Source organism: Phenylobacterium terrae (assembly GCF_042681205.1).
GTDB classification, from domain to species: domain Bacteria; phylum Pseudomonadota; class Alphaproteobacteria; order Caulobacterales; family Caulobacteraceae; genus Phenylobacterium; species Phenylobacterium terrae.
Genome location: NZ_JBHUEY010000006.1, coordinates 363,524 through 389,886, shown reverse-complemented (window position 1 = coordinate 389,886; position 26,363 = coordinate 363,524). Strand labels below are relative to the sequence as shown.

29 protein-coding genes are annotated in these 26,363 nt (G+C 70.3%); 13 read left to right on the top strand and 16 right to left on the bottom strand.

What is annotated here, in order from left to right:
• Positions 1-13: 13 nt before the first annotated feature.
• The gene (locus tag ACFSC0_RS16305; RefSeq protein WP_377281927.1) at positions 14-418 is read left to right on the top strand and encodes a DoxX family protein; all 405 of its coding nucleotides are present in this window, start codon (positions 14-16) and stop codon (positions 416-418) included.
• A gap of 2 nt (positions 419-420) precedes the next feature.
• Here the strand turns inward: ACFSC0_RS16305 and lpdA are convergent, their stop codons facing one another.
• The 7 genes from lpdA to ACFSC0_RS16270 form a co-directional block, all read right to left on the bottom strand.
• Positions 421-1,827: a dihydrolipoyl dehydrogenase gene (gene lpdA, locus ACFSC0_RS16300; protein ID WP_377281926.1), complete on the bottom strand. Its 1,407-nt coding sequence runs from the start codon at positions 1,825-1,827 to the stop codon at positions 421-423.
• Between the two features lie 12 nt (positions 1,828-1,839).
• Entirely contained in the window at positions 1,840-3,168 is a 1,329-nt protein-coding gene (locus ACFSC0_RS16295) for a pyruvate dehydrogenase complex dihydrolipoamide acetyltransferase (protein WP_377281925.1), read from the bottom strand.
• 3 nt (positions 3,169-3,171) lie between these two features.
• Positions 3,172-3,606 (bottom strand): GFA family protein, encoded by a 435-nt coding sequence (locus tag ACFSC0_RS16290; RefSeq protein ID WP_377281924.1) that lies wholly within the window; start codon positions 3,604-3,606, stop codon positions 3,172-3,174.
• Positions 3,603-4,016: a GFA family protein gene (locus tag ACFSC0_RS16285; RefSeq protein ID WP_377281923.1), complete on the bottom strand. Its 414-nt coding sequence runs from the start codon at positions 4,014-4,016 to the stop codon at positions 3,603-3,605. Before ACFSC0_RS16285 ends, ACFSC0_RS16290 begins: the two co-directional genes overlap by 4 nt.
• On the bottom strand, positions 4,009-5,457 hold the full coding sequence (locus ACFSC0_RS16280; RefSeq protein WP_377281922.1) for a pyruvate dehydrogenase complex E1 component subunit beta: 1,449 nt from the start codon (positions 5,455-5,457) through the stop codon (positions 4,009-4,011). Before ACFSC0_RS16280 ends, ACFSC0_RS16285 begins: the two co-directional genes overlap by 8 nt.
• Positions 5,454-6,482 carry a pyruvate dehydrogenase (acetyl-transferring) E1 component subunit alpha gene (pdhA, locus tag ACFSC0_RS16275; protein ID WP_377281921.1) on the bottom strand — a complete coding sequence of 343 codons (1,029 nt, stop codon included), beginning with the start codon at positions 6,480-6,482 and terminating at the stop codon, positions 5,454-5,456. The genes ACFSC0_RS16280 and pdhA overlap by 4 nt, the downstream gene beginning before the upstream one ends.
• 61 nt (positions 6,483-6,543) lie before the next feature.
• Positions 6,544-6,840: an FtsB family cell division protein gene (locus ACFSC0_RS16270; protein ID WP_377281920.1), complete on the bottom strand. Its 297-nt coding sequence runs from the start codon at positions 6,838-6,840 to the stop codon at positions 6,544-6,546.
• Positions 6,841-7,158: 318 nt separating this feature from the next.
• Here ACFSC0_RS16270 and ACFSC0_RS16265 point away from each other — a divergent pair, with 318 nt between their 5' ends.
• A complete protein-coding gene (locus tag ACFSC0_RS16265; RefSeq protein WP_377281919.1) occupies positions 7,159-7,953 on the top strand; it encodes an aminoglycoside 6-adenylyltransferase in 795 nt (264 codons plus the stop codon).
• On the opposite strand, the gene ACFSC0_RS16260 is transcribed toward ACFSC0_RS16265, so the two are convergent.
• Positions 7,943-8,626 carry a DUF6624 domain-containing protein gene (locus ACFSC0_RS16260; protein ID WP_377281918.1) on the bottom strand — a complete coding sequence of 228 codons (684 nt, stop codon included), beginning with the start codon at positions 8,624-8,626 and terminating at the stop codon, positions 7,943-7,945. The two genes, ACFSC0_RS16265 and ACFSC0_RS16260, sit on opposite strands and share 11 nt — an antisense overlap.
• Positions 8,627-8,701: 75 nt before the next feature.
• Positions 8,702-9,982, bottom strand: coding sequence for a phosphopyruvate hydratase (gene eno, locus ACFSC0_RS16255; protein ID WP_377281917.1), 1,281 nt, complete (start codon positions 9,980-9,982; stop codon positions 8,702-8,704).
• 122 nt (positions 9,983-10,104) lie between these two features.
• Between eno and ACFSC0_RS16250 the strand changes: the two genes are divergently transcribed.
• The 3 genes from ACFSC0_RS16250 (at position 10,105) to ACFSC0_RS16240 (ending at position 12,726) form a co-directional block, all read left to right on the top strand.
• Positions 10,105-10,881 carry an enoyl-CoA hydratase gene (locus ACFSC0_RS16250; RefSeq protein WP_377281916.1) on the top strand — a complete coding sequence of 259 codons (777 nt, stop codon included), beginning with the start codon at positions 10,105-10,107 and terminating at the stop codon, positions 10,879-10,881.
• Positions 10,882-11,041: 160 nt separating this feature from the next.
• Positions 11,042-12,331, top strand: a complete 1,290-nt coding sequence (locus tag ACFSC0_RS16245; protein WP_377281915.1) for a DUF1835 domain-containing protein — start codon at positions 11,042-11,044, stop codon at positions 12,329-12,331.
• A gap of 5 nt (positions 12,332-12,336) precedes the next feature.
• Entirely contained in the window at positions 12,337-12,726 is a 390-nt protein-coding gene (locus tag ACFSC0_RS16240) for a VOC family protein (RefSeq protein WP_377281914.1), read from the top strand.
• Positions 12,727-12,776: 50 nt separating this feature from the next.
• Here ACFSC0_RS16240 and rpmF read toward each other — a convergent pair whose 3' ends face one another.
• From rpmF to secG, 4 genes are all read right to left on the bottom strand, one after another.
• Positions 12,777-12,959 carry a 50S ribosomal protein L32 gene (gene rpmF, locus ACFSC0_RS16235; protein ID WP_320356209.1) on the bottom strand — a complete coding sequence of 61 codons (183 nt, stop codon included), beginning with the start codon at positions 12,957-12,959 and terminating at the stop codon, positions 12,777-12,779.
• A gap of 90 nt (positions 12,960-13,049) precedes the next feature.
• Positions 13,050-13,388, bottom strand: coding sequence for an MmcQ/YjbR family DNA-binding protein (locus ACFSC0_RS16230; protein ID WP_377355206.1), 339 nt, complete (start codon positions 13,386-13,388; stop codon positions 13,050-13,052).
• A gap of 164 nt (positions 13,389-13,552) precedes the next feature.
• The gene (locus ACFSC0_RS16225; protein ID WP_377281912.1) at positions 13,553-15,193 is read right to left on the bottom strand and encodes a CTP synthase; all 1,641 of its coding nucleotides are present in this window, start codon (positions 15,191-15,193) and stop codon (positions 13,553-13,555) included.
• A gap of 64 nt (positions 15,194-15,257) precedes the next feature.
• On the bottom strand, positions 15,258-15,710 hold the full coding sequence (secG, locus tag ACFSC0_RS16220) for a preprotein translocase subunit SecG (protein ID WP_377281911.1): 453 nt from the start codon (positions 15,708-15,710) through the stop codon (positions 15,258-15,260).
• Between the two features lie 102 nt (positions 15,711-15,812).
• Here secG and ACFSC0_RS16215 point away from each other — a divergent pair, with 102 nt between their 5' ends.
• Complete coding sequence (locus tag ACFSC0_RS16215) at positions 15,813-16,421, top strand: GNAT family N-acetyltransferase (protein ID WP_377281910.1); 609 nt, start codon at positions 15,813-15,815, stop codon at positions 16,419-16,421.
• Positions 16,422-16,462: 41 nt separating this feature from the next.
• On the opposite strand, the gene tpiA is transcribed toward ACFSC0_RS16215, so the two are convergent.
• Positions 16,463-17,206: a triose-phosphate isomerase gene (gene tpiA / locus ACFSC0_RS16210; protein ID WP_377281909.1), complete on the bottom strand. Its 744-nt coding sequence runs from the start codon at positions 17,204-17,206 to the stop codon at positions 16,463-16,465.
• 130 nt (positions 17,207-17,336) lie between these two features.
• On the opposite strand from tpiA, the gene ACFSC0_RS16205 reads away from it, so the two are divergent.
• Complete coding sequence (locus tag ACFSC0_RS16205) at positions 17,337-19,280, top strand: peptidylprolyl isomerase (protein WP_377281908.1); 1,944 nt, start codon at positions 17,337-17,339, stop codon at positions 19,278-19,280.
• Entirely contained in the window at positions 19,277-20,815 is a 1,539-nt protein-coding gene (gene trpE / locus ACFSC0_RS16200; protein WP_377281907.1) for an anthranilate synthase component I, read from the top strand. The genes ACFSC0_RS16205 and trpE overlap by 4 nt, the downstream gene beginning before the upstream one ends.
• 101 nt (positions 20,816-20,916) lie before the next feature.
• Here trpE and ACFSC0_RS16195 read toward each other — a convergent pair whose 3' ends face one another.
• Positions 20,917-21,594, bottom strand: a complete 678-nt coding sequence (locus ACFSC0_RS16195) for a nitroreductase (RefSeq protein WP_377281906.1) — start codon at positions 21,592-21,594, stop codon at positions 20,917-20,919.
• Between the two features lie 169 nt (positions 21,595-21,763).
• On the opposite strand from ACFSC0_RS16195, the gene ACFSC0_RS16190 reads away from it, so the two are divergent.
• Positions 21,764-22,864, top strand: coding sequence for an NADH:flavin oxidoreductase (locus ACFSC0_RS16190; RefSeq protein ID WP_377281905.1), 1,101 nt, complete (start codon positions 21,764-21,766; stop codon positions 22,862-22,864).
• A gap of 154 nt (positions 22,865-23,018) precedes the next feature.
• On the top strand, positions 23,019-23,576 hold the full coding sequence (locus tag ACFSC0_RS16185) for a DUF4118 domain-containing protein (protein WP_377281904.1): 558 nt from the start codon (positions 23,019-23,021) through the stop codon (positions 23,574-23,576).
• A gap of 84 nt (positions 23,577-23,660) precedes the next feature.
• Here the strand turns inward: ACFSC0_RS16185 and ACFSC0_RS16180 are convergent, their stop codons facing one another.
• A complete protein-coding gene (locus ACFSC0_RS16180; RefSeq protein WP_377281903.1) occupies positions 23,661-23,858 on the bottom strand; it encodes a hypothetical protein in 198 nt (65 codons plus the stop codon).
• Between the two features lie 81 nt (positions 23,859-23,939).
• Here ACFSC0_RS16180 and ACFSC0_RS16175 point away from each other — a divergent pair, with 81 nt between their 5' ends.
• The 3 genes from ACFSC0_RS16175 to trpC are packed head-to-tail and all read left to right on the top strand — an operon-like array spanning position 23,940 to position 26,337.
• Positions 23,940-24,530 carry an anthranilate synthase component II gene (locus tag ACFSC0_RS16175; RefSeq protein WP_377281902.1) on the top strand — a complete coding sequence of 197 codons (591 nt, stop codon included), beginning with the start codon at positions 23,940-23,942 and terminating at the stop codon, positions 24,528-24,530.
• A 5-nt stretch (positions 24,531-24,535) separates the two neighbouring features.
• Complete coding sequence (gene trpD / locus ACFSC0_RS16170) at positions 24,536-25,549, top strand: anthranilate phosphoribosyltransferase (protein ID WP_377281901.1); 1,014 nt, start codon at positions 24,536-24,538, stop codon at positions 25,547-25,549.
• Positions 25,546-26,337 (top strand): indole-3-glycerol phosphate synthase TrpC, encoded by a 792-nt coding sequence (trpC, locus tag ACFSC0_RS16165; RefSeq protein ID WP_377281900.1) that lies wholly within the window; start codon positions 25,546-25,548, stop codon positions 26,335-26,337. Before trpD ends, trpC begins: the two co-directional genes overlap by 4 nt.
• Positions 26,338-26,363 lie beyond the last annotated feature (26 nt).

Genomic DNA, 26,363 nt, shown 5'->3' with positions numbered 1-26,363 from the left:
AAAGGAGACCCGCATGGGCGGCCTTTCCGCGTACGCACCGTGGATGCTCGGCGTCCTTCGCATCGTCACGGGCCTGATCTTCCTCGAACATGGCAGCTCCAAGCTGCTCGGCTTCCCGCCGCCCGGCGAGGGCCAGCCGGTCAACCCGCCGCTGATGTCGCTGATGGGCATCGGCGGGCTCCTGGAACTGGTCGGCGGAGCGCTGATCGTGCTCGGCCTGTTCACCCGTCCCGTGGCCTTCATCCTGGCCGGCGAGATGGCCGTGGCCTACTGGATGTTCCACGCGCCGCAGGGCCCCTACCCGCTCTCCAACGGCGGCGATGCGGCCATCCTCTACTGCTTCGTCTTCCTCTACCTGGTGTTCGCCGGCCCCGGCCGGCCGGCGCTGGACGACATGATGGGCCGGCGGCGGCGCTGACGTCAGATGTGCAGGACCCGTCCGAAGGCGTCGAGGGCGGCCTCGTGCATGGCTTCGCTCATCGTCGGGTGCGGATAGACGGTGGCGTGCAGCTCGGCTTCGGTGGCCTCCATGGTGATGGCCAGGGCGTAGCCCTGGATCATCTCGGTGACCTCGGCCCCGATCATGTGCGCGCCGATCAGGGCGCCGGTGGCCTCGTCGAAGATGGTCTTCACGAACCCCTCGGTCTCGCCTGAGGCGATGGCCTTGCCGTTCACCTTGAAGGGGAAGCGCCCGATCTTGGTCTTGATCCCCTTCTCCTTCGCCTGCGCCTCCGTCAGCCCCACCGAGGCGACCTGCGGCTGGGAGTAGGTGCAGCCGGGGATCGGCGCCGTCAGGTTGGCCGCGGGGAAGCCGGCGATGTGCTCGACGCAGTGGACGCCCTCGTGGCTCGCCTTGTGGGCCAGCCAGGGCGGGCCGGCGACGTCGCCGATGGCGTAGAGGCCGGGAACGCCGGTCCCGCCGTGGGCGTCGGTGACGATGTGGCCCTTCTCGACCTTGGCGCCGACCGCCTCCAGGCCCAGGTCCTCGACATTGCCGGTGATCCCGACGGCGACGATGGCCCGCTCGGCCTTCAGGGTTTCCGCCTTCCCGCCCGCCTCGAGCTCGACCGTGACGCCGTCCTTGCCCTTGGACAGCTTCTTCACGGAGGCGCCGATACGGAACTTGATCCCCCGCTTCTCGAACGCCTTCTGGGCGGCCTTGGAGACCTCCTCGTCCTCCACGGGCAGCACTCGCGGCAGCGCCTCAATGACCGTAACTTCCGCGCCCAACGCTCTGTAGAAGCTGGCGAATTCGATCCCGATCGCGCCGGATCCCACGACGATCAGCGACTTGGGGCAGGCCTTCGGGACCATCGCCTCGCGATAGGTCCAGATCAGCTCGCCGTCCGGCTCCAGGCCGGCGGCGGGAATGGTCCGCGCCCGCGCGCCGGTGGCCAGGATCACGTGCTTTGCCTGGACGGTGCGCGCGCCGCCCTTCTTCAGGGCGACCACCACCTTGGGCGCGGGATCGCCCTTCTCGAGCTTGGCCGAGCCGTCGATCACCTCGATCTTGTGCTTCTTCATCAGGAAGCCGACGCCGGCGTTGAGCTGGGCGGCGACCTTGCGCGAGCGCTCGACGATGCCGGAGAAGTCGAAGCTGCGGTTCTCGGCGGCCAGGCCGTAGTCCTTCAGGTGGCCCAGCTGCTCGTAGACCTCACCGCTCTTGAGCAGGGCCTTGGTCGGGATGCAGCCCCAGTTGAGGCAGACCCCGCCCAGCGCCTCGCGCTCCACGATGGCGGTCTTCAGGCCCAGCTGAGCCGAGCGGATGGCGGTGACGTAGCCGCCCGGACCGGCGCCGATGACGATGACATCGAACTCTGTTGCCATGTGCGCTCCGGCTTAGACGATCATCGTCAGGGGGTCTTCGATCAGCGGCTTGAAGGCCGCCAGCCAGCGCGCGCCGGTCGCCCCGTCCACCACGCGGTGATCGCAGGTGAGCGTGACGCTCATCACCGTAGCGATGGCCAACTGGTCGCCGCGCACCACGGGCCGCTTCTCGCCGGCGCCTACCGACAGGATCGCCCCCTGCGGCTCGTTGATGATCGAGGCGAAGCTCTTGATCCCGAACATGCCGAGGTTGGAGATCGAGAAGGTGCCGCCCTGGAACTCCTCGGGCTTCAGTTTGCGGGACCGCGCGCGCTCGGCCAGGTCCTTGGCCTCCCGGGCGATCTGGGCCAGCCCCTTCTCTTCGGCCCGGCGGATGATCGGCGTGATCAGCCCGCCTTCCACCGCCACGGCCATGGCGATGTCGGCGTGGTGGTGCATGGCGATGCCTTCGGGCGAATAGGAGGCGTTGGCCTCCGGCACCCGCTTCAGGGCGATGGCCGCGGCCTTGATCACCATGTCGTTGACGCTGACCTTCACGCCCTCCTTCTCGAGCATGGCGTTGATCCGGCTCCTCGCCTCCAGCAGCCGGTCGATCTCCAGGTCGATGTTCAGCGGGAAGTGCGGCACGTCCCGGAAGCTGTCGGTCATCCGCCGGGCGACCGTCTTCCTCATGCCGTCCAGCGGGATCAGGTCGTAGCTGCCTTCCGGGATGCCCATCTGCTGCAGCGACTGGACCGGCCGCGGCTCGCCGCGCGCCGCCGGAGCTCCGGCAGGCTTCTGGGCTGGTTTCGCCGCACCCGGCTGGGCCTTCTCCACGTCGGCCTTGATGATCCGGCCGTGCGGGCCCGAACCCTGGATCGCGGAGAGGTCGATCCCCTTCTGCTCGGCGATCCGCCGGGCCAGCGGCGAGGCGAAGATGCGCGCGCCCCCTCCACCAGCCTTCGGCTGGTCCCCCTCCCCCGTCGTCTTCGCGACGGGTGAGGATCTGGGCGCAGGAGCCTGTTCTTTCTCTCCTCCCCCGCTCGCGGGGGAGGGGGACCGCGAAGCGGTGGAGGGGGCGCTTGGCGCAGACTCGGCCTTTGCAGGCGCAGCCGCGCGCCCCTCGCCGCTCAGCCGGGCGATGGGGGTGTTGACCTTCACCTCCTCGGTCCCTTCGGGAACGAGGATCTCCTCGACCACGCCCTCGTCGACCGCCTCGACCTCCATGGTCGCCTTGTCGGTCTCGATCTCGGCGATCACGTCGCCGGCGGAGACCTTGTCGCCCACCTTGACGTGCCACTTGGCGAGCGCGCCCTCCTCCATGGTGGGCGACAGAGCGGGCATCAGGACATCGATCGGCATGGCTCAGGCGCTCGGCATGGCTTCGACGAGCTCGGTCGGGGTCCAGCGGGCCCTGCGGCGGGCCAGCTTCTCCTCGTCGGTCTCGTCATCGTAGGTGACAGGCTCGGGCGTACGGCCCTGGAAGGCCTCCAGGCCCGCGCCCCAGGCGTTCAGCGTGGCCAGGCCGCGGCCGTTCAGCGGCAGGTAGGAGGCCACATAGACCCCGCACTCGGCGCAGATCAGCGCATCCACCTGCTTTCGTCCGAACCGGTAGCGGGTCAGCGCGCCGGGCGCGGCCTCGATGAACAGGCGGCTCTCGGGATCCGAGGTCGTCGCCGCACCGTGCCGGCGGCAAAACCCGCACTGACAGGCCCTTAGCGGCAACTCTTCGGGCGTTCTGGCCGGATGCAGCAGCACCTTGATCGCCCCGCAATGGCACCGGCCCGCGAGCTCGCTCATGAGAACTCCTTGGACAGATGGGCGAGTTCGGCGGCGTTGGCTTCCCAGTTCTGGCCGTCGAAGGCGGCGATGTTCAGCGTCAGCCCCTCGGTGTCGTCCAGGCAGCGGGCGTTGACGCTCCAGCCGTCGGGGTTCGAGCGCGGGCGGTAGAAGCTCTTGATGCCGCACTCGGAGCAGAACAGGTGCCGCGCCACCCGCGTGTTGAACGTGTACTCGGCCAGCCGCTCGGCGCCCCTGGTCAGGCGGAACCGGCTCTCCGGCACGATCACGTGCACGAAGCCCGACTTGGCGCACATGGAGCAGTTGCAGGTCTGGGCCTCGACCTCGGCCGGCAGGCAGACCTCGAACCGCACCCCGCCGCAGTGGCAGCCGCCGGCGCGCCAGGTGAAGGCGTCCTGGCCGCTAGCCACGATAGCTCACCGCCTTGGCGGCCTTCACGATCTTCTCGACCGACGGCAGCGACAGGGCCTCGAGGTTGGCTGCGTAGGGCAGCGGCACGTCCTCCTGGCAGACCCGCGCCGGCGGGGCGTCCAGATAGTCGAAGGCGTGCTCGATCACCCGGGCGATCACCTCGGCGCCGACGCCCATCGGGCCCCAGCCTTCCTCGACGGTGACGATGCGGTTGGTCTTCTTGACGCTCTCGACGACGGTTTCGTGGTCAAGCGGCCGGATGCTGCGAAGGTCGACCACCTCCGCCTCAAGCCCCTCGGCGGCCAGCTCCTCGGCCGCCTTCAGCGCCAGGCCCACCATCCGGGAGTAGGCCACGAGGGTGACCCCGTTCCCCTCGCGGCGGACCTTGGCCTTGCCGATCGGCAGGACCCAGTCCTCCACTTCCGGCACGTCGAACTCCTGGCCGTAGAGCATCTCGTGCTCCAGGAAGACCACGGGGTTCGGGTCGCGGATGGCCGCCTTCAGAAGCCCCTTCGCGTCGGCGGCGTCATACGGCGCGATCACCTTCAGCCCCGGCACGTGGCCGTACCAGGCGGCGTAGTCCTGGCTGTGCTGGGCCGCCACCCGGGCGGCGGCGCCGTTCGGGCCGCGGAACACCACGGGGCAGCGGATCTGGCCGCCGGACATGTAGTTGGTCTTGGCCGCCGAGTTGATGATCTGGTCGATCGCCTGCATGGCGAAGTTCCAGGTCATGAACTCGACGATCGGCTTCAGGCCCGCCATCGACGCGCCGACGCCCAGCCCGGCGAAGCCGTGTTCGGTGATGGGCGTGTCCACGACGCGGCGGTCGCCGAACTCCTGCAGCAGGTCGCGGGAGACCTTGTAGGCGCCCTGGTACTGGGCGACCTCTTCGCCCATCAGGAACACCGCCTCGTCGCGGCGCATCTCCTCGGCCATGGCGTCGCGCAGGGCGTCGCGGACGGTCTGGCGGACCATCTTGGCGCCCTCCGGCAGTTCCGGATCCTTCAGCGGCTCGGCTTGCGGGCGCACGGCCGCCGGCCCCTCGCCCTCCGGCCGGTCGCCCTTGGCCTCGGAGGGCCCCTTCTTCTCCTCGTCGCCCGACGGCTCCTTGGCGAAGGCGCGATCGGAGACGGTGTCTTCCTGCTTCGCCTCGGCAGCGGCCGGCGCGGCGCCGCCGTTGCTTTTCGGAGCGGCCGCCCCGCCCTCACCGGCCAGGCGGGCGATGGGGGTGTTGACCTTCACCTCCTCGGTCCCTTCGGCCACGAGGAGTTCCTCGACAACGCCGTCGTCGACCGCCTCGACCTCCATGGTCGCCTTGTCGGTCTCGATCTCGGCGATCACGTCGCCGGCGGCGACCTTGTCGCCGACCTTCACGTGCCACTTGGCGAGGGTGCCCTCCTCCATGGTCGGCGAGAGGGCGGGCATCAGGACGTCGGTCACTGGGCCGCCTCCACGTAGACGTCGGTGTAGAGCTCCGAGGGGTCGGGCTCGGGCGAGGTGCGGGCGAACTCGGCGGCGTCGGCGACGATGGCCTTCACCTCGGAATCGATCTCGCGCAGCGCGGCCTCGTCGGCGAAGCCGCGCTTCTCCAGCATCTCACGCAGATGGTCGATCGGGTCGCGCGTCTTGCGGACCTCGTCCACTTCCTCGCGGGTGCGGTACTTGGCCGGATCGCTCATCGAGTGGCCGCGGTAGCGGTAGGTCTTCATCTCCAGGATGTAGGGCCCCTCGCCGCTGCGGGCGTGCTCGGCGGCCTTACGGGCGGCGTCACGCACCGCCAGCACGTCCATCCCGTCCACCTCCTCGCCCGGAATGCGGAACGAGGCGCCGCGCTTGTAGAGCAGGGTCTCCGAGCTGGAGCGCTCGATGGACGTGCCCATGGCGTACTGGTTGTTCTCGATGATGTAGACGGCCGGCAGGCTCCACAGCTCGGCCATATTGAAGCTCTCGTAGACCTGGCCCTGGTTGGCCGCCCCGTCCCCGAAATAGACGAACGCGACCTTGCCGTTCTGCTTGTAGCGGTTGGCGAAGGCCAGACCGGTGCCCAGGCTCACCTGCGCCCCGACGATGCCGTGGCCGCCGTAGAAGCCGGCCTGGGTCGAGAACATGTGCATCGACCCGCCCTTGCCCTTGGACGAGCCGCCCTCGCGGCCGGTGAGCTCGGCCATCACCTCGCGCGGGTCCATCCCGCAGGCCAGCATGTGGCCGTGGTCGCGGTAGCCGGTGATGACCTGATCGCCCTCCTCCTGCACCGCCTGGACGCCGACCGCGATCGCCTCCTGGCCGATGTAGAGGTGGCAGAAGCCGCCGATCAGGCCCATGCCGTAGAGCTGCCCCGCCCGCTCCTCGAAGCGGCGGATCAGCAGCATGTCCCGGTAGTATTTGAGAAGCTCGTCCTTGTCGGCGGCCCGTTCGGGGGCCTCCTTCGATCCTTCGGCTTTCGCGGCCTGCCGCGCACGCGCCATCGGCGTCTCCCAGAACCCATGTGCGAGCCCTAACTCGGGACCGCCCCTGGCGGGTTCCGGGCTAGTGCTCGATGCGGATCACATAGTCTCTTGGATCGCTGTAGCCTAGCAGGGAGCGGGCCCGCTCTTCGAGAAGATCGCGTGACAGGCTGCTATCGCGCAGCAGCTTGGCCCGCACTTCCAGGTCCGCCCGCTCGGCCTGCAGCAGGGCCAGCTCGTGGCGCTTGGCGGAGAGCTCGGCGTCCCGCACCGGCGACGACAACAAGCCCCGCTCGCCCGTCAGGGCGTGGAAGCCGAAGTAGAAGATCAGGAACGCCAGGGCGGCGGTCGGCAGATAGGGACGCAGTCTGACGATCACGGGTCGAATCCGGCGGGAGGAGCAGCCTGCCCAACCTGCGCCGTGATGCTTAATTCCACGCTAACCGCGAAGCTTAGCCGTACAACTTCCCTGCCCAGGTTGGGGAAGAATCGAGCCGACCAGAACCACCAAGCGCGGTTCGATCCGGCGGCCGCCATTGAAACACGAAGACCACGAAGGCGCCGCGATGGCGCAGGCTCTGCTGAGCCTGCAGACGGCCACGAACCGCACGACAGCAAGGAGGTCGTGATCTCCGCTCACAAGGCGCGGGCCTAGAACTCGATTGCGCCGGGCTCGGCCGGCGACGAGCCTTCCGCCATGACCCGAGACGACCTCCTTGGGGCTGCGACGGAAGCCGCCCGTGCGGACCCGCGCGTCCTTGCATTCCTCCTGACCGGCAGCCTCGCGACGGCAGAGGCTGACGCATACAGCGACATCGACACCGTCATGGTGGTCGCTCCGAGCGACCTGCCGGACATGGTCGCGGAGGCACGGTCGTGGTTGGAGGCGCTGACCGAGGTAGTGCTATGGAGACAGGTCCACCCGCCCTACCCGCTGTTCCACGCCATCACGCCTGAGTGGCTGCGCTTCGACCTGACCATCGCCGCGCCGGACCGACTGGGCCTCAGCCGCGACCGCGCCCGGCCGCTGCTGGACCGCGCTGGCGTCTACGAGGCGCTGCCCCCGCACCCGCCGGCCCGTACCCTCAGGCCCGAGGCCGTCGAGCGGATCGTCGAGGAGTTCCTGCGCGTGCTGGCCCTGGCGCCTGTCGCGCTCGGCCGGCGCGACTATGTCGGAGCCGTCACCGGGAACGGGCTGCTGCGCGGTTTGCTGATCGAGCTGATGGTCGCCGAGCAGAACCCCGCGGCCCCGCCCGGCGCCAAGAGCCTGTCGCGGGTGCTGCCGCCGGAGGACATCGCCGTGCTTGCGAGCCTGCCGAGCCCTGCCGCAACACGCGAATCGGCCCTGGCGGCCAGCGTCGGCCTCGCCGCGGCGTTCCTTCCGAGGGCGCGGAGGCTGGCCGAAAGCGCCGGGGTCACGTGGCCCCAACGCCTCGAGAGCGCCTGTCGCGCGCATCTGCGGCGCGAACTCGGGCTGGAGCTCAGCGCCTAGCAGGCTCCAGGCAGGGCGGCAGCTTGTCCACCTGCGCCTTCATCTCCGCGAACGGTCCGAGCCCCATCGTCTGCCGAAGAGCGTCGAGCTGAGCGGGATCCTCGATCCGATAGACTGTCCAGCGACCGTCTTCGCAGCGGAACTGGGAGCCGTAGCGCTGCGGCCTTCCCTCGGCCATCGCCACCCGGTCGTACATCAGGGCGTAGCTCTGCCCCTCGACTTCGCCCTTCGGGACCAGCTCGGCGAGGATCGGTAGGAACCGCCGCTGCAACTCGGTATCGGCATGCTGCACGACGTGGAAGGCGGCCTGCGCGGCCGGACGTCCGTAGCGGCTCTCGTAGAACCACCCCTCCGGCGGCAGCATGGCGACCAGCGCCGCCTGGTTCTCGCGGTCGACGCTATCGATGAGGGCTCCGGCGGCCTCTCGCGCCGCGACTCGGTCGGCTTCTGGGATGGCCGAGAACTCGGCGTGGACGACGATCTGGCGGAGGACCTGGTCTAGTTCGCCAAGCCGTTGGAGGCGTTCCACGTCGTCCTTCGGCGGCGCCTGCGCGTGGCGGGCCCGAACGGCGGCCAGCTCCTGCTCCATACGCGCGACGAGCGCCCGTCCCTCGGTCGAGGCGGGCGCCGGCGCCAGCATCAAGGCGGCGGCGAAGAGAACGGCGATCAGCATGGGCGTGCTCGGCAAAGGGGGGCGGCCCTTCAACCGCCCCTGCAAGCCTAGATTGCGGCGCCCTTGTGGTGAAGCCTAGCTCGCCCGGATCGCGCCGCGGCCAGCGTAGAGGGCCTGGTCGGCGAGTTCCTCTTCGATGCGCAGTAGCTGGTTGTACTTGGCCATGCGGTCGGAGCGCGAGAGCGAGCCGGTCTTGATCTGGCCGCAGTTGGTGGCGACCGCCAGGTCGGCGATGGTGGAGTCCTCGGTCTCGCCCGAGCGGTGGCTCATGACGGCGGTGTAGGCGGCCCGGTGGGCCATGTTCACCGCGTCAAGAGTTTCCGACAAGGTCCCGATCTGGTTGACCTTCACCAGGATCGAGTTCGCCAGGCCGCGGCTGATGCCGTCGGACAGGCGGGCCGGGTTGGTGACGAACAGGTCGTCGCCCACCAGCTGCACGCGCCCGCCCAGCCGGTCGGTCAGCAGCTTCCAGCCGTCGAAGTCGTCCTCGGCGCAGCCGTCCTCGATGGAGACGATGGGGAACTGGCCGACCAGGGCCTCCAGGTAGTCGACCATGCCGGCCGGATCGAGGGTCTTGCCCTCGCCTTCCATCACATACTTGCCGGACTTGAAGAACTCGGTGGAGGCCACGTCCAGGCCCAGCACGAAGTCCTCGCCGGGGCGGTAGCCCGCCGCCTCGCCGGCCTTCATGATGAAGCTCAGCGCCTCCTGGGAGCTCGCCAGGTTGGGCGCAAAGCCGCCCTCATCGCCGACGTTGGTGGAGTGGCCGGCGTCGTGCAGGGCCTTCTTCAGGGCGTGGAAGATCTCCGCGCCCATCCGCAGCGCCTCGGCGAAGGTGTCTGCCCCGCTCGGCAGGATCATGAACTCCTGCACGTCGATCGGATTGTCGGCGTGGGCGCCGCCGTTGATGATGTTCATCAGCGGCACCGGCAGGATGCGGGCCGAGACGCCGCCGACGTACTTGTAGAGCGGCAGGTTGGCGCTGCCCGCCGCGGCCTTGGCGGCCGCCAGGCTCACGCCCAGGATGGCGTTGGCGCCCAGCCGGCTCTTGTTCGGCGTGCCGTCCAGTTCGATCAGCATCCGGTCGATGCGGCGCTGGTCCTCGGCGTCCTGGCCGGAAAGCGCGTCGAAGATCTCGCCGTTCACCGCGTCGACGGCCTGCGAGACGCCCTTGCCGAGGTAGCGGGACTTGTCGCCGTCGCGCTTCTCCACCGCTTCGTGGGCGCCGGTCGAGGCGCCGGAGGGCACGGCGGCCCGGCCCATCGAGCCGTCCTCGAGGACGACGTCCACCTCCACCGTCGGATTGCCCCGGGAATCGAGGATTTCGCGGGCGGTGATGTCGACGATCTCGGTCATGGCGGCCTCAGTCTGGGTTCGGGGAGGCGCCTGCCTTAGCGCAAGGATTGCGGCCCCGGCAACGCTCGCCTTGACTCGATGTCGCAACCCGCGCTGATGCCGGCGACCGGGAGGAGAACCGAATGCTGCTCGTCGATGCGCCCTCGGACGGGGTCGCCCTCGTCACGCTGAACCGGCCCGAGGCGATGAACGCCCTCTCCAAGGCCCTGCGCGCGGAGCTTCATGAGACGCTGCGGCGGCTCGACGGCGATCCCGCCGTGCGGGCCATCGTGCTGACAGGGGCCGGCGATCGGGCCTTCACCGCGGGCCTGGACCTGAAGGAGCTCGGCTCCGATCCCGACGGGATGCAGGCCGCCAACGCCACCGATCCCGCCGAGAACCCCGCCCGCGCGGTCCTCGCCTGCCGCAAGCCGGTGATCGCGGCGGTCAACGGCGTGGCCATCACCGGCGGCTTCGAGCTGGCGCTGGCCTGCGACGTGATCGTCGCCTCGGCGAGCGCCCGCTTCGCCGACACCCACGCCCGGGTCGGCATCACGCCCGGCTGGGGCCTCTCGCAGAAGCTGCCGCGGCTGATCGGCCCCTATCGGGCGAAAGAGCTGTCGCTCACCGGCAACTTCCTGGACGCCCGCACCGCCTACGAGTGGGGGCTGGTGAACCGAGTGGTGGAGCCTGCCGAGCTGATGCCCGCGGCCCTGAAGATCGCGGCCGACATGGCCCAGATCGACGCCGACATGCTGATCGTCCAGAAGGCGCTGATCGACGACGGCTACGCCCTGTCGCTGCAGGACGGCCTCGCGCTCGAACACGAACGCTCCAGCCGCCATAACGCGGGGGTCACCCCGGAGATGGTCGAAGAGCGCCGGGCGGCGGTGCAGGCCAGGTCGCGGGCGCAGAAGTAGCTGACAGGTCGGCCCAGAGGCGCCTATCATCCGCCGAAGGGCTCACGCCCTCCTGGTCCGCGGAAAGGGCTGCGCCCGACCCAAGTACCCTCGTCGCTTATCCCAGACGATCCTTCTTGCCCGTCAGGCGGACGCGGGCGCGATACGAGAGGGATTGGCTATGCCCGACGATACGGGCCGTCCGCTGAGCGACGGCCGCCTCAACCTCGAACAGCAGAAGAAGCGCGCCAAGGAACTGATGAAGGCCGTCCGCGAGGGCGCGCCCGAGGCGCTGGCGCGTCTCCGGCGACACCACCCCAAAGGCGACCGGCTGGATCCGGCGGCCGCCCAGCTCGCCGACGCCCAGTCGGCGATCGCCCGCGAGGCGGGATTCGCCAGCTGGGCGCGGCTGAAGGCCCACACCGAACGGCTCGTCCAGGCGCGCAGCGACATGGCCCGGCCGGAGGCGGCGCCCGACACCGCCCGCACTCTGCACGTCCGCTGCGGCTCCGACCTGAAGGCGGCGTTGGAGCGGGCCGGCTTCCTGGGCGGCTTCCTGGAGTTCGCCGATCCCTACTGCCAGGGCCCGGTGCAGAACCTGCCCGAGCCGGCGCTGATCGCGGCGCGGGCGGACTTCATCGCCGAGGCCTACCGCCTCCTGCCCGAGGTGGCGCTGAAGCGGCTGCAGCGGGAATACGCGGCCTGGGCTGACCTGTCGGCCTGGGAGGAAGTGGTGCTCTGGTTCGAGCACGACAGCTACGACCAGCTGATCCTCGCCAGGTTGCTGGCCACCCTGCCGCAGGGTGTTCGCGCCTTCCTGGTCTGCGTCGACCGCACCCCCGGCGTGGCGCGGTTCCTCGGGCTCGGGCAGCTCGCGCCGGAGGTCCTGCGGCTGTTCTACGACGGCCGCGTGCCCGTGGAGCCGGCGCAACGCCAGCTGGGCCGCGCCGTCTGGACGGCGCTGACGGACACCAGTCCGGAGGGCCTGCACCGGATCAGCCGCGAAGGCACGCCGGCCGTCCCGCCGATGAGCGCGGCCTTGGCGCGGCACCTGCGCGAACTGCCGAGCATCACGAACGGCCTCTCGCTGACCGAGCAGCTGACGCTCGAGCTGCTCGCCGAATGCGGGCCGCAGCCCGCCAGGGCGCTGTTCCAGCAACTGACCCGCGAACGCGAGCCCCTGCCCTTCATGGGCGACGCCATGTTCTGGGTCGTGCTGCGCGCGCTGGCCTCCGGCCAGACCCCGCTCGTCGAGGCGCCGCCGGCGGGACACCACGACACCTCCTGGGCCGAGCGCACCATCGGCCTCACGGAGGCTGGAGAGGCCGTGCGGACCGGCCGCGCCGACTGGCAGGCGATGGGCGCGCCGCAACGATGGGTCGGCGGCGTCGAGATCGCTCCAGGCGGGCCTTGCTGGCGCTGGGACGAGCCCGGCCAGCGCCCCGTGCTCACCCCCGCGAAGGGAGCCTGAGCGCCATGAACAGCCTCACCCCCCTGCTCAACGTGCAGGACGTCACCCGAAGTCTCGCCTTCTGGCGCGACCTGCTGGGGTTCACGGTGGTCGGATCCTACGACTGGGAAGGAAGGCTCGCCTGGGCCAGGCTGCAGAAGGGCCAGGTCCAGGTCATGCTGAACGGCCGGGGCGGCGATCCCGGCCACCGGCTGGCGCGCGAGCGCTACACCGACGCTGTGCTGTGCATTGCGGTGGACGACGTCCACGCCCTGGTCCGCGACCTGCGCGCCAAAGGGCTTCAGGTGGAAGACCCGGAGGCCCAGGAGTACGGCCTGGACGAGATCGTCCTAAGGGATCCGGACGGCTACGACCTGGCCTTCTCGAGCCCGTCAGACCTGTCCGCCCGCAGGTGACATGCGAGCGCCGCCGGGGCCTCAGGCCTCGGCGGCGATTCGCGAAGGGATCAGTCTTCCTTCGGCGTCAGGACCTGGCGGCCCTTGTACATGCCGGTCTTCAGGTCGACGTGGTGCGGCCGCTTCAGCTCGCCGGTTTCCTTGTCCTCGGCGTAGGCGTTCGGGCCGAGCGCATGGTGCGAGCGGCGCATGTTGCGCCGGGACGGCGAGGTCTTTCGCTTAGGGACGGCCATTTGAGAATCTCTTAGGCGTGCAAATTCAAACGGCGGCCGGAAGGGGCCGCCGACGTGAGCGCGGGTGTATGCCCGAAAGCCTCCCGCGTTTCAAGCGGTGGCCTGCGCCTTCAGGAGCTTCTTCGGCGCCACGGCGCTCCAGGCCAGCCGGAGCAGGGTCTCCAGCGTCGGCAGGTCGGCCGTCTCGAACCAGACGAAGGTCCAGCCGTGCTGGGGCTGGTAGTCGCATTCCTCGACCACGCCCGGATGGGCCGCGATCATGTCCAACTGCGCCTCGCGGTCGAGCTTCAGCACGATGCGCGGACGGTCGAGGTGGACCGTGCAGAAGATCTTCTTCCCCACCCGGAACGACGGGATCCCGTGGTGGTCCGCCTCGTAGGCCTGCGGCTGGGCGAGCGCGATCCGGCGGATGTCGTCGCGGGTGGGCATGGGGGACGATAGCACATAGACCTCTCCCCCCGCCCGGCGGGGGGAGAGGGTTGGGTGAGGGGGGACTCTCCGCAAGCGCGGCGGTTGGCCAGTCTCGCCGGCTGCGCCGGCTCGCCCCTCACCCTACCCTCTCCCCGCTCTGCGGGGAGAGGTCTGGGCAGGCATCAGACCAGCCGGCTCCGTTCCTTCGCCGCCCCGATGAAGCTGGCGAAGAGAGGGTGCGGGTCGAAGGGGCGGCTCTTCAGTTCGGGGTGGAACTGGACGCCGACGAACCAGGGATGGTCCTCGCGCTCGCAGATCTCCGGCAGGACGCCGTCGGGCGACAGGCCGGTGAACCTCAGCCCCGTCTGCTCGATGGCCTCGCGGTAGCGGATGTTGACCTCGTAGCGGTGGCGGTGCCGCTCGCTGATGGCCGTCCCGCCATAGATGTCGGCCACCCGCGAGCCCGGGGCCAGCACGGCCTCGTAGGACCCCAGGCGCATGGTGCCGCCGAGGGCGTCGCCCTCTTTGCGGACTTCCTTCTCGTTGCCGCGGGTCCACTCGGTCATCAGGCCGACGATCGGCTCCGAAGTCGGACCGAACTCGGTGGAGGAGGCCTGCTTGATGCCGGCCAGGTTCCGGGCAGCCTCGATCATCGCCATCTGCATGCCGAAGCAGATGCCGAAATAGGGGATGTCGTGCTCGCGCGCGAAGCGGACGGCGCGGATCATCCCCTCCGAGCCGCGCTCGCCGAAGGCGCCGGGCACCAGCACGCCGTGGACGCCGGTCAGCCGCTCGGCGACCAGCGCCTCGTCGACCTCTTCGAAGGCCTGACCCTCGACCCAGTCGAACTTGACCCGGACGTTGTTGGCCACGCCGCCGTGGACCAGCGCCTCGACCAGCGACTTATAGGCGTCGGTCAGGCCGGTGTACTTGCCGACGATGGCGATGTTCACCTCGCCGTCCGGGTGGCTCAGCCGGTGGGCGATGTCCTGCCAGCGCGCCAGGTTCGGCGGCGGGGCGTCGTGCATGCCGAAGACGTCCAGCACCTCGGTGTCGAGGCCCTGGGCGTGGTAGTCCAGCGGCACGGCGTAGATGTTGGCCGAGTCCATCGCCTGGATGACGGCGCTTTCCCGCACGTTGCAGAACAGCGCGATCTTGCGCCGTTCGCTGGCCGGCAGCGGCAGCTCGGTGCGGCAGAGCAGCACGTCCGGCTGGATGCCGATGCTGCGCAGCTCCTTCACCGAGTGCTGGGTCGGCTTGGTCTTCATCTCCCCGGCCGTCTTGATGTACGGCAGCAGGGTCAGGTGGATGAAGCAGGCGTGGCCTCTGGGCAGTTGCTGGCCGAGCTGGCGGATGGCCTCGAAGAACGGCAGGCCCTCGATGTCGCCGACCGTCCCGCCGATCTCCACCAGCACGAAATCCACCCCCTCGCCGGGATCGGACAGGACGAACTTCTTGATCTCGTCGGTCACGTGCGGGATCACCTGCACGGTCGCGCCCAGGTAGTCGCCCCGGCGCTCCTTCTCGATGATCGTCTTGTAGATCTGGCCGGTGGTGATGTTGTCGGCCTTGGTGGCGTTGACCCCCGTGAACCGCTCGTAATGGCCGAGGTCGAGGTCGGTCTCGGCCCCGTCGTCGGTCACGAACACCTCGCCATGCTGATAGGGGCTCATCGTCCCCGGATCGACGTTGAGGTAGGGGTCCAGCTTGCGCAGACGGACCTTGAATCCGCGCGCCTGCAGGAGCGCGCCGAGGGCGGCGGACGTGAGGCCTTTTCCGAGAGAGGAAACCACGCCGCCGGTGATGAAGATGTACCGGGCCATGGGACTCCAGATTAGACCCGATTCGGGCGGGTCGCCCCTGCCCTGATTGCGGCCATTGTGCGGCTTATTGCGCGGGCGCGGCGGGAGCCGGCGCGGCGGGCTGCGCCGGCGGAAGCTCGAGCGGGTTGCGCAGGGTCGGCGTGGGCGCCTCGCCCGGCGCCGGCGCCGCGGCGGGCGCGCCCGGCAGCAGCGGGGCGGTGGGCGTGGGCGCTTCCGGAGCCTGCGGCTGGTTCAGCGTGTCGGGGTCGATCGATTCGACCTCGAACCGGTCGGTCACCGAGCCGCCTTGCCGGACGCCGCCCGACAGCATGGTCAGCGCCAGGCTGAGCACGAAGAAGATGGTCCCGAGGATCCAGCTGGTGCGGGTCAGCAGATCGCTGCCGCCGCGGGCCGTCAGGAACCCCGACCCGCCGCCGCTCGACACCAGGCCGCCGCCTTCCGACCGCTGCAGCAGCACGACGCCGATCAGCGCGATGCAGACCAGGATGTGGACGGTGAGCAGGATGCCGAGGAGCATAAGGAGCCCATAGTGAAGCCGCGCGGCAACACCGCGCTGAAATGAAGCGGGCGCTCTACCACTGCGCTCGCCGCAAGGCCATAGCTAGGGGGTCGCAGCCTGATGGCAACCATGATTCTCGCATTGAAACGCGCCGCCCGCCCCGTCCTCCCCGCTCTGCCCGCCGTGCGCCGGTCGTGGGAGCTGGCCCTGAAGCGGATCCAGACGCTGGAGACCGAGCGCCTGCGGCTGGTCCCGCTGGAGTCCGCCGACGCCGATCTGCTGTTCCCGATCATGAGCGATCCGCAGGTGATCGCCCACTGGGACTGCGAGACGCTCGACGAGCCGGAGAAGGTGGCCGAGATGGTCGACGGCCAGGTGCTGGAGATGGCCTGCGGCCGCGGCTTCTACTGGGCCGTCCGGACGCTCGAGGGCCGCTTCCTGGGCGTCTGCGAGCTGGCCGAACTCAACCGCGCCGCCCGCAGCGCCGAGATCGGCTTCGTGTTCGCCCCCGAGGCCTGGTCGAGCGACCTGGCCCAGGAGGCGCTGGAGGCGCTGGTCCGCTGCGCCACCGGCCTCAACCTGCGCCGCCTCAACGGCCGCACCTGCCTCGGCGACCGCCGGGCCGAGGCCCTGCTCCAGCGGCTGGGCTTCCGTCAGGCCGGCCTCGAGCGCGGCCCGCTGATCGACGACCAGCGCCGGGACCGGCGCCTGTTCGCTCTGGCGCTGTAGAGCGGCCCCCCTCCCCCGCTTCCCAGGGGAGGAACGAAGCCTCACGCGGCCTGCACGATCGCCAGGAAGTCGCTGGCCTTCAGCGAGGCGCCGCCGACCAGGGCGCCGCCCACTTCGTCGGCCTTGAGGATCTCGGCCGCGTTGTTCGGCTTGACCGAGCCGCCGTAGAGGATCGGCACGCCCGCGCCATGGGCCCCGAACATCTCGTTCAGGGTGGCGCGGATGGCCCGGTGCATCTCCTCGATCTCGGGCGTGGTGGGGGTCAGGCCGGTGCCGATGGCCCAGACCGGCTCGTAGGCGACCGCGAAGGCCTTGCCGGCCAGCTCGGCGGGGAGCGAGCCCCTCACCTGGCCGGTGACCACTTCCAGCGCCCGGCCCGCCTTTCGCTCGTCCAGCGTCTCGCCGACGCAGACGATGGGCTCGAGGCCGGCGCGCAGGGCCGCCAGCACCTTCTTGGCCACCAGGGCGTCGGTCTCGCGATAGCCGGTGCGCCGCTCGGAGTGGCCGAGGATGACCAGCCTGGCGCCGGCGTCGGCCAGCATCTCGGCCGAGACGTCGCCGGTGAAGGCGCCGAAATCGTCGAAGTGGGCGTCCTGACCGCCGACCTGCACCTTGGTGTCCGCCAGCGCCTGCGCCATCCGGTGGATCAGCACCGACGGCGGGCAGATCGCCACCCTCGGGGAGGCGGCCGTGCAGCCCGCTGCGATGGCCCGCGCCTCGTCCAGCGAGGCCGCAAGCCCGTGCATCTTCCAGTTTCCGGCGATCAGGGGGACCGGCGCGCTCATCCACAAACCCTCGAAAAAAAGCGACGGGTGCGGCGGTTAAGCCAAGCCGGCGCGTCTGTCACGCGCTTGCCCCTTGCGACAGGCCTCCACTATACCCGCCCAACCACTCCGCGCCCCAGGACGCCGCTTCATGCTCGCCGCCACTCGCCGCTTCGCCAAATCCTGGGTCGCGCTCATCCTGATCGGGCTGCTGATCGTCAGCTTCGCCATCTTCGGGATCAACGACGTCTTCCGCAGCACGCCCGGCGATGCGGTCATCAGCGTCGGCGACCGCACCGTCACGGCTACGCAGTTCCGCCAGGCGTTCGAGAACGCCCGCCGCCGCGCCGAGGAGCAGTTCGGCCAGCCGGTCAGCACCGAGTTCGCCGCCCAGAACGGCCTGGACCGGCAGGTGCTGGAAGGACTGGTTCAGCAGACGGTGCTCGGCGAGATCATGCACCGCCTGGGCATCCGCCCGTCGGGCAAGCTGGTCACCCGGGAGATCCAGAAGATCCCGGCCTTCTTCGACCCGATCACCGGCGCGTTCGATCGGCAGGCCTATGAGCAGGCGCTGCAGGGCGTCGGCCAGACGCCCGCGCAGTTCGAGGCCGAGCGCTCCGACCAGATCGCCCTGGAACACATGGGCGCCGCCATGGCGGCCGGCTTCACCGCGCCCAGGTCCTACGCCGCCCTGACGGTGCTCCAGGGCCTCGAGGAGCGCGACGCGGCCTTCTTCGTCATCACCGGCGACAGCGTGCCGCGGCCGGCGCCGCCGACCGAGGCCCAGCTCACCCAGTTCATGAAGGAGAACGCGGCCCAGCTGACCCGGCCGGAGTACCGGGTGCTGACCGTCGTCCGCTTCTCGCCGAACGCCGCGGCGGGCGCTGGCCCGATCAGCGAAGCCGAGATCCAGGCCCGCTTCGACTACCGCAAGGACACCATGTCCCAGGCGGAAACCCGCTCGCTGGTGCAGATCCCGGCCAAGGACGCGGCGACCGCCCAGACGATCGCCCAACGCCTGACCAAGGGCGAAGACCCCGAAGCCATCGCCAAGTCCATCGGCGTCGAGCCGGTGGTCTACGAGGACCGGCCGCAGACCGCGATCGCCGACCGCAAGGTCGCCGAAGCCGCCTTCAAGCTGGCGCAGGGCCAGGTCTCGGGGCCGATCCAGGGCGACCTGGGCCTGTCCGTCGTCAAGGTGACCGAGGTCACGCCCGGCCGGACGCCGACGCTCGAGGAGGCGCGCCCGGTGATCGAGGCCGAGCTTCGCCAGGAAGCGGCCGCCAAGGCGGTCTACGAGAAGAGCGAGATCTACGAGGAGGCCCACACCAGCGGGGCCACCCTCGCCGAGGCCGCCAAGAAGGCGGGCGTCCCCGCCCAGACCCTGCCGCCGGTCTCGCAACAGGGCCTCGACCAGCAGAACCAGCCGGTCGAGGGCGTCAGCCCGCAGATGCTGGACGTCGCCTTCGACCTGCCGGAAGGCGGCGAGAGCGACCTGCAGGACACCGGACAGGGCGAGTATTACGCCGTCCGCGTGGAAAAGGTCATCAAGTCGTCGATGCCGCCGCTGGCCGAGATCCGGGGCCCTCTCACCCAGGCCTGGATGCAGCGTCAGGTGCAGGCCAGCCTGCAGGCCAAGGCCCAGGAGCTCTCGGCGCGCCTGAAGCGCGGGGAGAGCCTGGAGGCGGTCGCCGCCTCGGCGGGCGGCAGCCCGCTGCAGCGGGCGGTGGGCCTGACCCGGCGCACCGCCGGCCAGAACACCCAGGTCCCGCCGGCCATCCTGCAGCAGATCTTCGGCGCGCGTCCCGGCGAGACCTTCACCGCCATGGGCCAGGGTCTGGTCATCGCCGTCGGCAAGCTCGAGGCCGTGCGCGCCCCGCAGGTCAGCGAGGCGGCCCAGTTCACCCAGGCGGTGCGGCCGCAGCTGGCCCCCGCCATCTTCCAGGACCTGGCCGCCAGCCTCGAAGACGCCGCCCGCCGCAAGCTGGAGCCGAAGGTCGACCACGCTCGCGCCCGGCAGGCGCTGGGCCTCGACCCGATCGCCGAGGGCGATGCGGCCAAGGGCGCCGCGGGCAAGGCGGGGGCGGGCAAGTGAACGTCGAGCCGGCCTTCGACGCCTTCGAGTCCCGCTACCGGACCGGCGCCGCCCAGGTGGTCTGGACCCGGCTGGTCGACGACCTGGAGACCCCCGTCTCGGCCTATCTGAAGATCGGCCAGGGCCAGCCGTACGCCTTCCTGTTCGAGTCCGTGGAGGGCGGCGCCTGGAGGGGCCGCTATTCGGTCATCACCCTCGGGCCCGACATCGTCTGGCGCTGCCGCGGCGAGGCCGCCGAGATCGCCGAGGGCGCCGATATCGCCGCCGAGCGCTTCCGGCCCGCGGGCGAGACGCTGGAGTCCCTGCGAGACCTCGTCGCCGCCTCGCGGCTCGACATCCCGGCCGGCCTGCCGCCGATGGCCGCCGGCGTGTTCGGGGCCCTCGGCTACGACATGGTCCGGCTCGTCGAGCCGGTGAAGGACGTCCCCGCCGACCCGCTCGACCTGCCCGACGGGGTCATGGTGCGCCCCTCGATCGTGGCCATCTTCGACGGCGTGGCCCAGGAGATCATCCTGACCACCACGGTGCGCGCGGGAACCGCTCCGGCGCGCGAGGCCTACGAGGCCGCCATCGGCCGCCTGGCCAAGGTGGTCGCCGACCTGAAGAAGCCGACCCCTCCCGTGGCCGGCGACGGCCAGCCCCTGCCCGACCGCTTCGAGACGCCGGTCAGCCGCGAGCGCTACCGGGAGATCGTGGAGCGGGCCAAGGAGTACATCCGCGCCGGCGATATCTTCCAGGTGGTGCCGAGCCACCGGTTCCGCGCGCCCTTCCCGCACGATCCGTTCGCCCTCTACCGGTCGCTGCGGCGGAGCAACCCTTCGCCATTCCTGTTCTACCTGAACTTCGGCGGCTTCCAGCTGGCCGGCTCCTCGCCGGAGATCCTGGTGCGGCTGCGCGACGGCAAGATCACCATCCGCCCGATCGCCGGCACGAGGCCGAGGGGCGCCACCCCCGAGGAGGACCGTGCGCTCGAAGCCGAGCTCATCGCTGACCCCAAGGAGCGGGCCGAGCACCTGATGCTGCTCGACCTCGGCCGCAACGACGTCGGCCGCGTGGCCATGCTGGGCCAGGAGGGCCGCAACGCCCCGCCGCCCGCGCCCGGGCAGGCCCGCGCGCCGCACGTGCGTGTGACCGCCTCGTTCTTCGTCGAGCGCTACGCCCGCGTCATGCACCTGGTCTCAAACGTCGAGGGCGATGCGCCCGAGAACGTCGATCCGGTGGACGTGCTGATGGCCGCCCTGCCCGCCGGCACCCTGTCGGGCGCGCCCAAGGTGCGGGCCATGCAGATCATCGACGAGCTGGAGATCGAAAAGCGCGGCATCGCCTACGCCGGCGCGGTCGGCTACTTCGGCGCCGACGGAGCGGTGGACACCTGCATCGTCCTGCGCACCGCCTGCTTCAAGGACGGGACCATGTACGTCCAGGCCGGCGGCGGGGTGGTGGCCGACTCCGATCCCGACGCCGAATACGACGAGACCCTCCACAAGGCCCGCGCCCTGCGCGATGCGGCCGAAGAGGCCTGGCGGTTCGTCTGACCTGGGATGGGTGACGGGTAGGGCTTGCGCCCAACCAGTCACCGACTCTCTCCGGTGACTGGTTGCGCCGGCACGGCGCTACCTGTCACCCCTCTCCCGCTTCACTCGTCGAAACCGACGAACACCGTGGCCTCGGCCACGGACTTGCGCTCGGACACCACGGCGTTGGCCGGGAAGCTCCAGTCGGGCCAGCCCAGGGCGATGCTTTTCATGATCACCTGGTCGTCGGCGATGCCGGCATGCTCGCGCACGACCGGCGACTGCATGATGCCCTGGCTGTTGATCACCGCGCCCAGACCGCGGGACCAGGCGGCGTTGACCAGGGCGTTGGTCACTGCGCCGCAGTCGAACGGGGTGTCGTCGCTGCCGTCCAGCACGCGGTCGTAGGTGACGATCACGCAGACCGGGGCGTCGAACTGGCGGAAGCCGCGCAGCACCCAGTCCTGGCGCATCTCCTTGTCGTCGCGGGCGATGCCCATCGCCGCGAACAGCTGCTTGGCGACGCCGATCTGCCGCTCGCGATGCTGGCCGGCGAAGGCCTGCCCGGTGCGGAACTCGCGCGACTGCGGAACGCCCGCCACCATCCGCTCGGTGTTGCCGGCGCGGATGCGGTCCAGCGGCTCGCCGGTGACGATGTAGAAGTTCCACGGCTGGGTGTTCATCGACGACGGCGCGCGCATCGCCAGAGCGATGATCTCCTCGATCAATTCACGAGGAACGGGATCTGGCTTGTATCCGCGGATGCTGCGGCGGCCGAGGACGACGTCGTCGAACTTCATGGATGATCCCTGGGTGGATGCGAAGCTTGGGTCGGTGGCGAACCGGCGCAGCGAGCAGGACCGCTCATCCGCGCGGAAGAAAAACTGGCAGCGCTCTCCCCTGGAGACGGCTCGCCGAGATGCGCAGCCTCCTCTATCTACTAAAACACCTGTTTGAACGGAGCGCCATATGCCCGCCGACGCCCTCTTCCAGCCCTACGCCTTCAAGGGCCTGGCCCTGCGCAACCGCATCGTCATGGCGCCCATGACCCGTTCCTTCTCGCCGGGCGGGATCGCGACGCAGGACGTGGCCGGCTACTACCGCCGCCGCGCCGAGGCCGAGGTCGGGCTGATCGTCTCCGAAGGGACGGGCGTGGACCGTCCGGCCTCGCTGAACGATCCCAACGTCCCCCGTTTCCACGGCGAGAGGGAGCTGGCCGCGTGGAAGACGGTGATCGACGAGGTGCATGCGGCCGGCGGGGTCATGGCGCCTCAGCTCTGGCACGTGGGGAACGTGCGCACCCGCCATCCGGAATGGACGCCGCCCGGCCCCTACGACAGCCCCTCGGGCCTCTCCCGGCCCGAGAAGCCCTTCGGCCAGCCGATGACCGACGCCGAGGTGGCCGACGCGGTGCGCGCCTTCGCCGAGGCCGCCGCCAACGCCAAGCGGCTGGGCTTCGACGCCGTCGAGCTGCACGGCGCCCACGGCTACCTGATCGACCAGTTCTTCTGGGAAGGCACCAACCTGCGGAACGACCCGTATGGCGGCGCCACCATCGTGGACCGCTCCCGGTTCGCCGCCGAGATCCTGCGCGAGGTGCGCCGAGCCGTCGGGCCCGAGTACCCGGTGATCCTGCGCATCTCGCAGTGGAAGCAGCAGGACTATGCGGTGAAGCTCGCCCACACGCCGGACGAGATGGAGGCCTGGCTGACCACCCTCACCGACGCCGGCGCCGACATCCTCCACTGTTCGCAGCGGCGCTTCTGGGAGCCCGAGTTCGAGGGCTCGGACCTGAACTTCGCCGGCTGGGCCAAGAAGCTGACCGGCGCCCCCACCATCACCGTCGGCTCGGTGGGCCTGACCGGCGAATTCATCGCCGCCTTCGCCGGCGAAGGCTCCAAGCCCGCCTCCCTCGACGAGCTGGAGCGCCGCCTGGAACGCGGCGACTTCGACCTCGTCGGCGTCGGCCGCGCCCTGCTTCAGGACCCCAAGTGGGCGCTGAAGGTGAAGGAGGGGCGCACCGAGGAACTGATGGCCTTCGAGCGGACGGCGCTGGCGAGCCTGAGCTAGCGAGCGGCGGCGCCGACGGCGACGGGCGTCCGGCGCCCGTCGTCGCCGCGAGAAAGCGCTATCCCGCCACGTCGCCGAACGCCGACTTCCCTGACAGACTGGGCGCTGCGATGAGTGCTGGTCGGATAGTCGACCCAATCGACGGGGTGAGCTGATGAACCTGACGGTCCTGTTGAGGAAGTGGCTTTCCGCCCCGCCTCTCACGGGAATGCCGATGCTGCTTTGCGCGCTGGCGGCGATCACGGCGCCGACGCTCGTCTACGCGTCTGTGGACGAGGTCGTTCAGGGCACAGCGTTTATCACCTACCTGCCCTTCGTGACGCTCACAGCCCTCCTGCTCGACTGGCGAGCGGCCGGCGCCGTCGCCCTCGCCTCCGCGGCCCTCGGCGACTTCCTGTTCGTGGGGCCACGCTTCGAACTCTTCGAAACGCCCAGCGACCTGTTCGGCCTCCTTGTGTTCGGCGTCACCGCGGTCCTGATCATCGCAACGGCCTGGGCCATCCGGAAGGTCGGTGCGGACCCTCTATGGCTGAACGGCCCCCACCGCGCCCCGAACGGCGTCGTCTTCAGCCTGAAGGACGGCCAGGCCTGTGTGAGCTGGTACGGAGGGAAATCCTTCGTGCCGTTGGGAGCCGGCGACGACGTCGCCAGGATGATGCAGGACTTCCTCGCCCAACAGGAGGTCGGAGAACGGCTTCTCCGCCGGAGGTGACCAGGCCCCGCCGTTCACCGCCGCAACCCGGAGCGACCCTTCCGTTCCTGCGAAGCTGGCGAGGAGGTCGCGCGTGGGCGCCCGCTATCGCTCGAGCTGCTCCGTGGCCGGCCCGACCGGCGCCATGAAGATCATCGCGCTGGCCAGCACCATCGCCCCCACCGCTGCGAACCCCGCGGCCGCCAGGGTCGGCCACACGCGCTCGCGGCGCACGGGGGTGGCGAGCAGGCGGCGGGCTCTGGCTATGGCGAGCGGATCGAGGATGGAATCGGCGGGCGGCATGGAAGACGCCGTTATCGGCGCCTGCGGCGCGCGGCGCAACGCGGTCTTGGCGTCGTAATGATCACAGCCTAGAGAGGCGTCATGATCCTGGTCATCGATAACTACGACAGCTTCACCTACAACCTCGTCCACTACCTGAACGAGCTTGGGGCGGAGACGGCCGTCTATCGCAACGACGCCATCAGCGTGCAGGACGCGCTGGGCCTGAAGCCCGACGGCGTGCTGCTGTCGCCGGGACCGTGCACGCCGAACGAGGCCGGGATCTGCCTGCCGCTGCTGAACGGCGCGCCGGAGGACCTGCCGATCCTCGGCGTCTGCCTCGGCCACCAGTCCATCGGCCAGGCGCTGGGCGGCGAGGTGGTGCGGGCCAAGTCGATCATGCACGGCAAGACCAGCGCCATCCATCACACCGGCAAGGGCGTGTTCGAAGGCATGCCCAACCCCTTCACCGCCACCCGCTACCACAGCCTGGCGATCAAGGAGGACACCCTCCCCGCCGAGCTGGAGGTGACCGCCTGGACGGACGACGGCGAGATCATGGGCGTGCAGCACAGGACGCGGCCGATCTTCGGCGTCCAGTTCCACCCCGAATCCATCGCCACCGAGGGCGGCCACGACCTCCTGGCCAACTTCCTCCGCCTGGCGAAAGCCTCGCGCCTGGCGCACGCCTGACGCCCGTGTCCGACGCCTTCAAGCCCCTGCTCTCCCGGCTCGCGGACGGCGCGACCCTGAGCGAGGACGACGCCCAGACCTTCTTCGCCGCCTGCCTGCAGGGCGAGCCGACGCCGGCCCAGGTCGCCGCGGCCCTGACCGCCATGCGCATGCGCGGTGAGACGGTGGGCGAGATCACCGCCTGCGCCCGCGCCATGCGCGCCGCGGCGCTGAAGCTCGACCTGCCGTACGAGGTGATCGACGTCTGCGGCACCGGCGGCGACGGGCTGCACACGCTCAACATCTCCACCGCCGTGGGCTTCGTTGCGGCCGGCGCGGGGCTGAAGGTCGCCAAGCACGGCAACCGGGCCCTCTCCTCCCGCTCCGGCACGGCCGACGTGCTGGCCGAGCTCGGCGTCAACATCAGCGCGACGCTCGAACAGCACCGCCGGGCGCTGGACGAGGCCGGCATCTGCTTCATGTTCGCCCAGGCCCACAACAGCGCCATGCGGCACGTCTCGCCGGTGCGCGCCGAGCTGGGCTTCCGCACCGTCTTCAACCTCCTGGGCCCGCTGTCCAACCCGGCCAGCGCCCAGCGCCAGCTGCTCGGGGTCTTCTCCGACCGCTGGGTCGAGCCGCTGGCCAAGGTGCTCGGCGCGCTCGGGACGACGCGCGCCTGGGTGGCCCACGGCCAGGGCATGGACGAGATCACCACCACGGGCGAGACCCATGTGGCCGAGTTGCGCGAGGGCCAGGTGCGGCTGTTCACCATCACGCCGGAGGCGGTCGGCCTGCCGCGGGCGGCGCTGGCCGACCTGGTGGGCGGCGATCCGGCCCACAACGCCCGCGCCCTGCGCGAACTCCTGGCCGGCTCCAAGGGCCCCTACCGGGACGTCGTGCTGCTGAACACCGCTGCGGCGCTGCTGATCTCCGACCGCGTCGAGACCCTGCGCGAAGGCGTGGAACTCGCCGCCGCCGTCATCGACGACGGCCGCGCCCAGGGCGCCCTCGACAAGCTGACGGCCGCGACCCACGCATGAGCGACATCCTCGACCGCATCGCCGCCTACAAGGCCCAGGAAGTGGCCGAGCGGAAGGCCAAGATCGGCTTCTCGGACCTGGAGTGGGACGCCCGCCACGCCTCCGCGCCCCGCGGCTTCCGCGCCGCGCTGGAGGCCGCCCACGCCCCGGGCCGCCTGGCCCTGATCGCCGAGATCAAGAAGGCCTCGCCCTCCAAGGGGCTGATCCGGGAGGACTTCGACCCGCCGATCCTGGCCAGCGCCTACGAGCTGGGCGGGGCGGCCTGCCTCTCGGTGCTGACCGACGAGCCGAGCTTCCAGGGGCACGAGCGGTTCCTCGTCGCCGCCCGCAACGCCGTCGAACTGCCGGTGCTGCGCAAGGACTTCCTGGTCGATCCCTGGCAGGTGGTCGAGAGCCGGGCCATCGGCGCGGATGCGGTGCTGGTGATCCTGGCCATGGTCGACGACGAGGTCGCCAAGGCGCTGATGTCCGAAGCGCAGCGCTGGGGGATGGACGTGCTGGTCGAGGTGCACGACGAGGCCGAGATGGCCCGGGCCAGGAAGCTCGGCGCCAAGCTGATCGGCGTCAACAACCGCAACCTGCGCACCTTCGAGACCGACCTGGGCGTCACCGAGCGTCTGGCGCCGCTGGCGCCTGGCGATGCGCTGCTGGTCACCGAGAGCGGCATCTTCACGACCCTGGACGTGGCCCGGCTGGAGCGCTGCGGCGCGCGGGCCATGCTGGTCGGCGAGAGCCTGATGCGCCAGCCGGACGTCGAGGCGGCCACCCGCGCGCTCCTCGGCGGCTAGTCACCGAACGGCGGTCTGCGGATTGA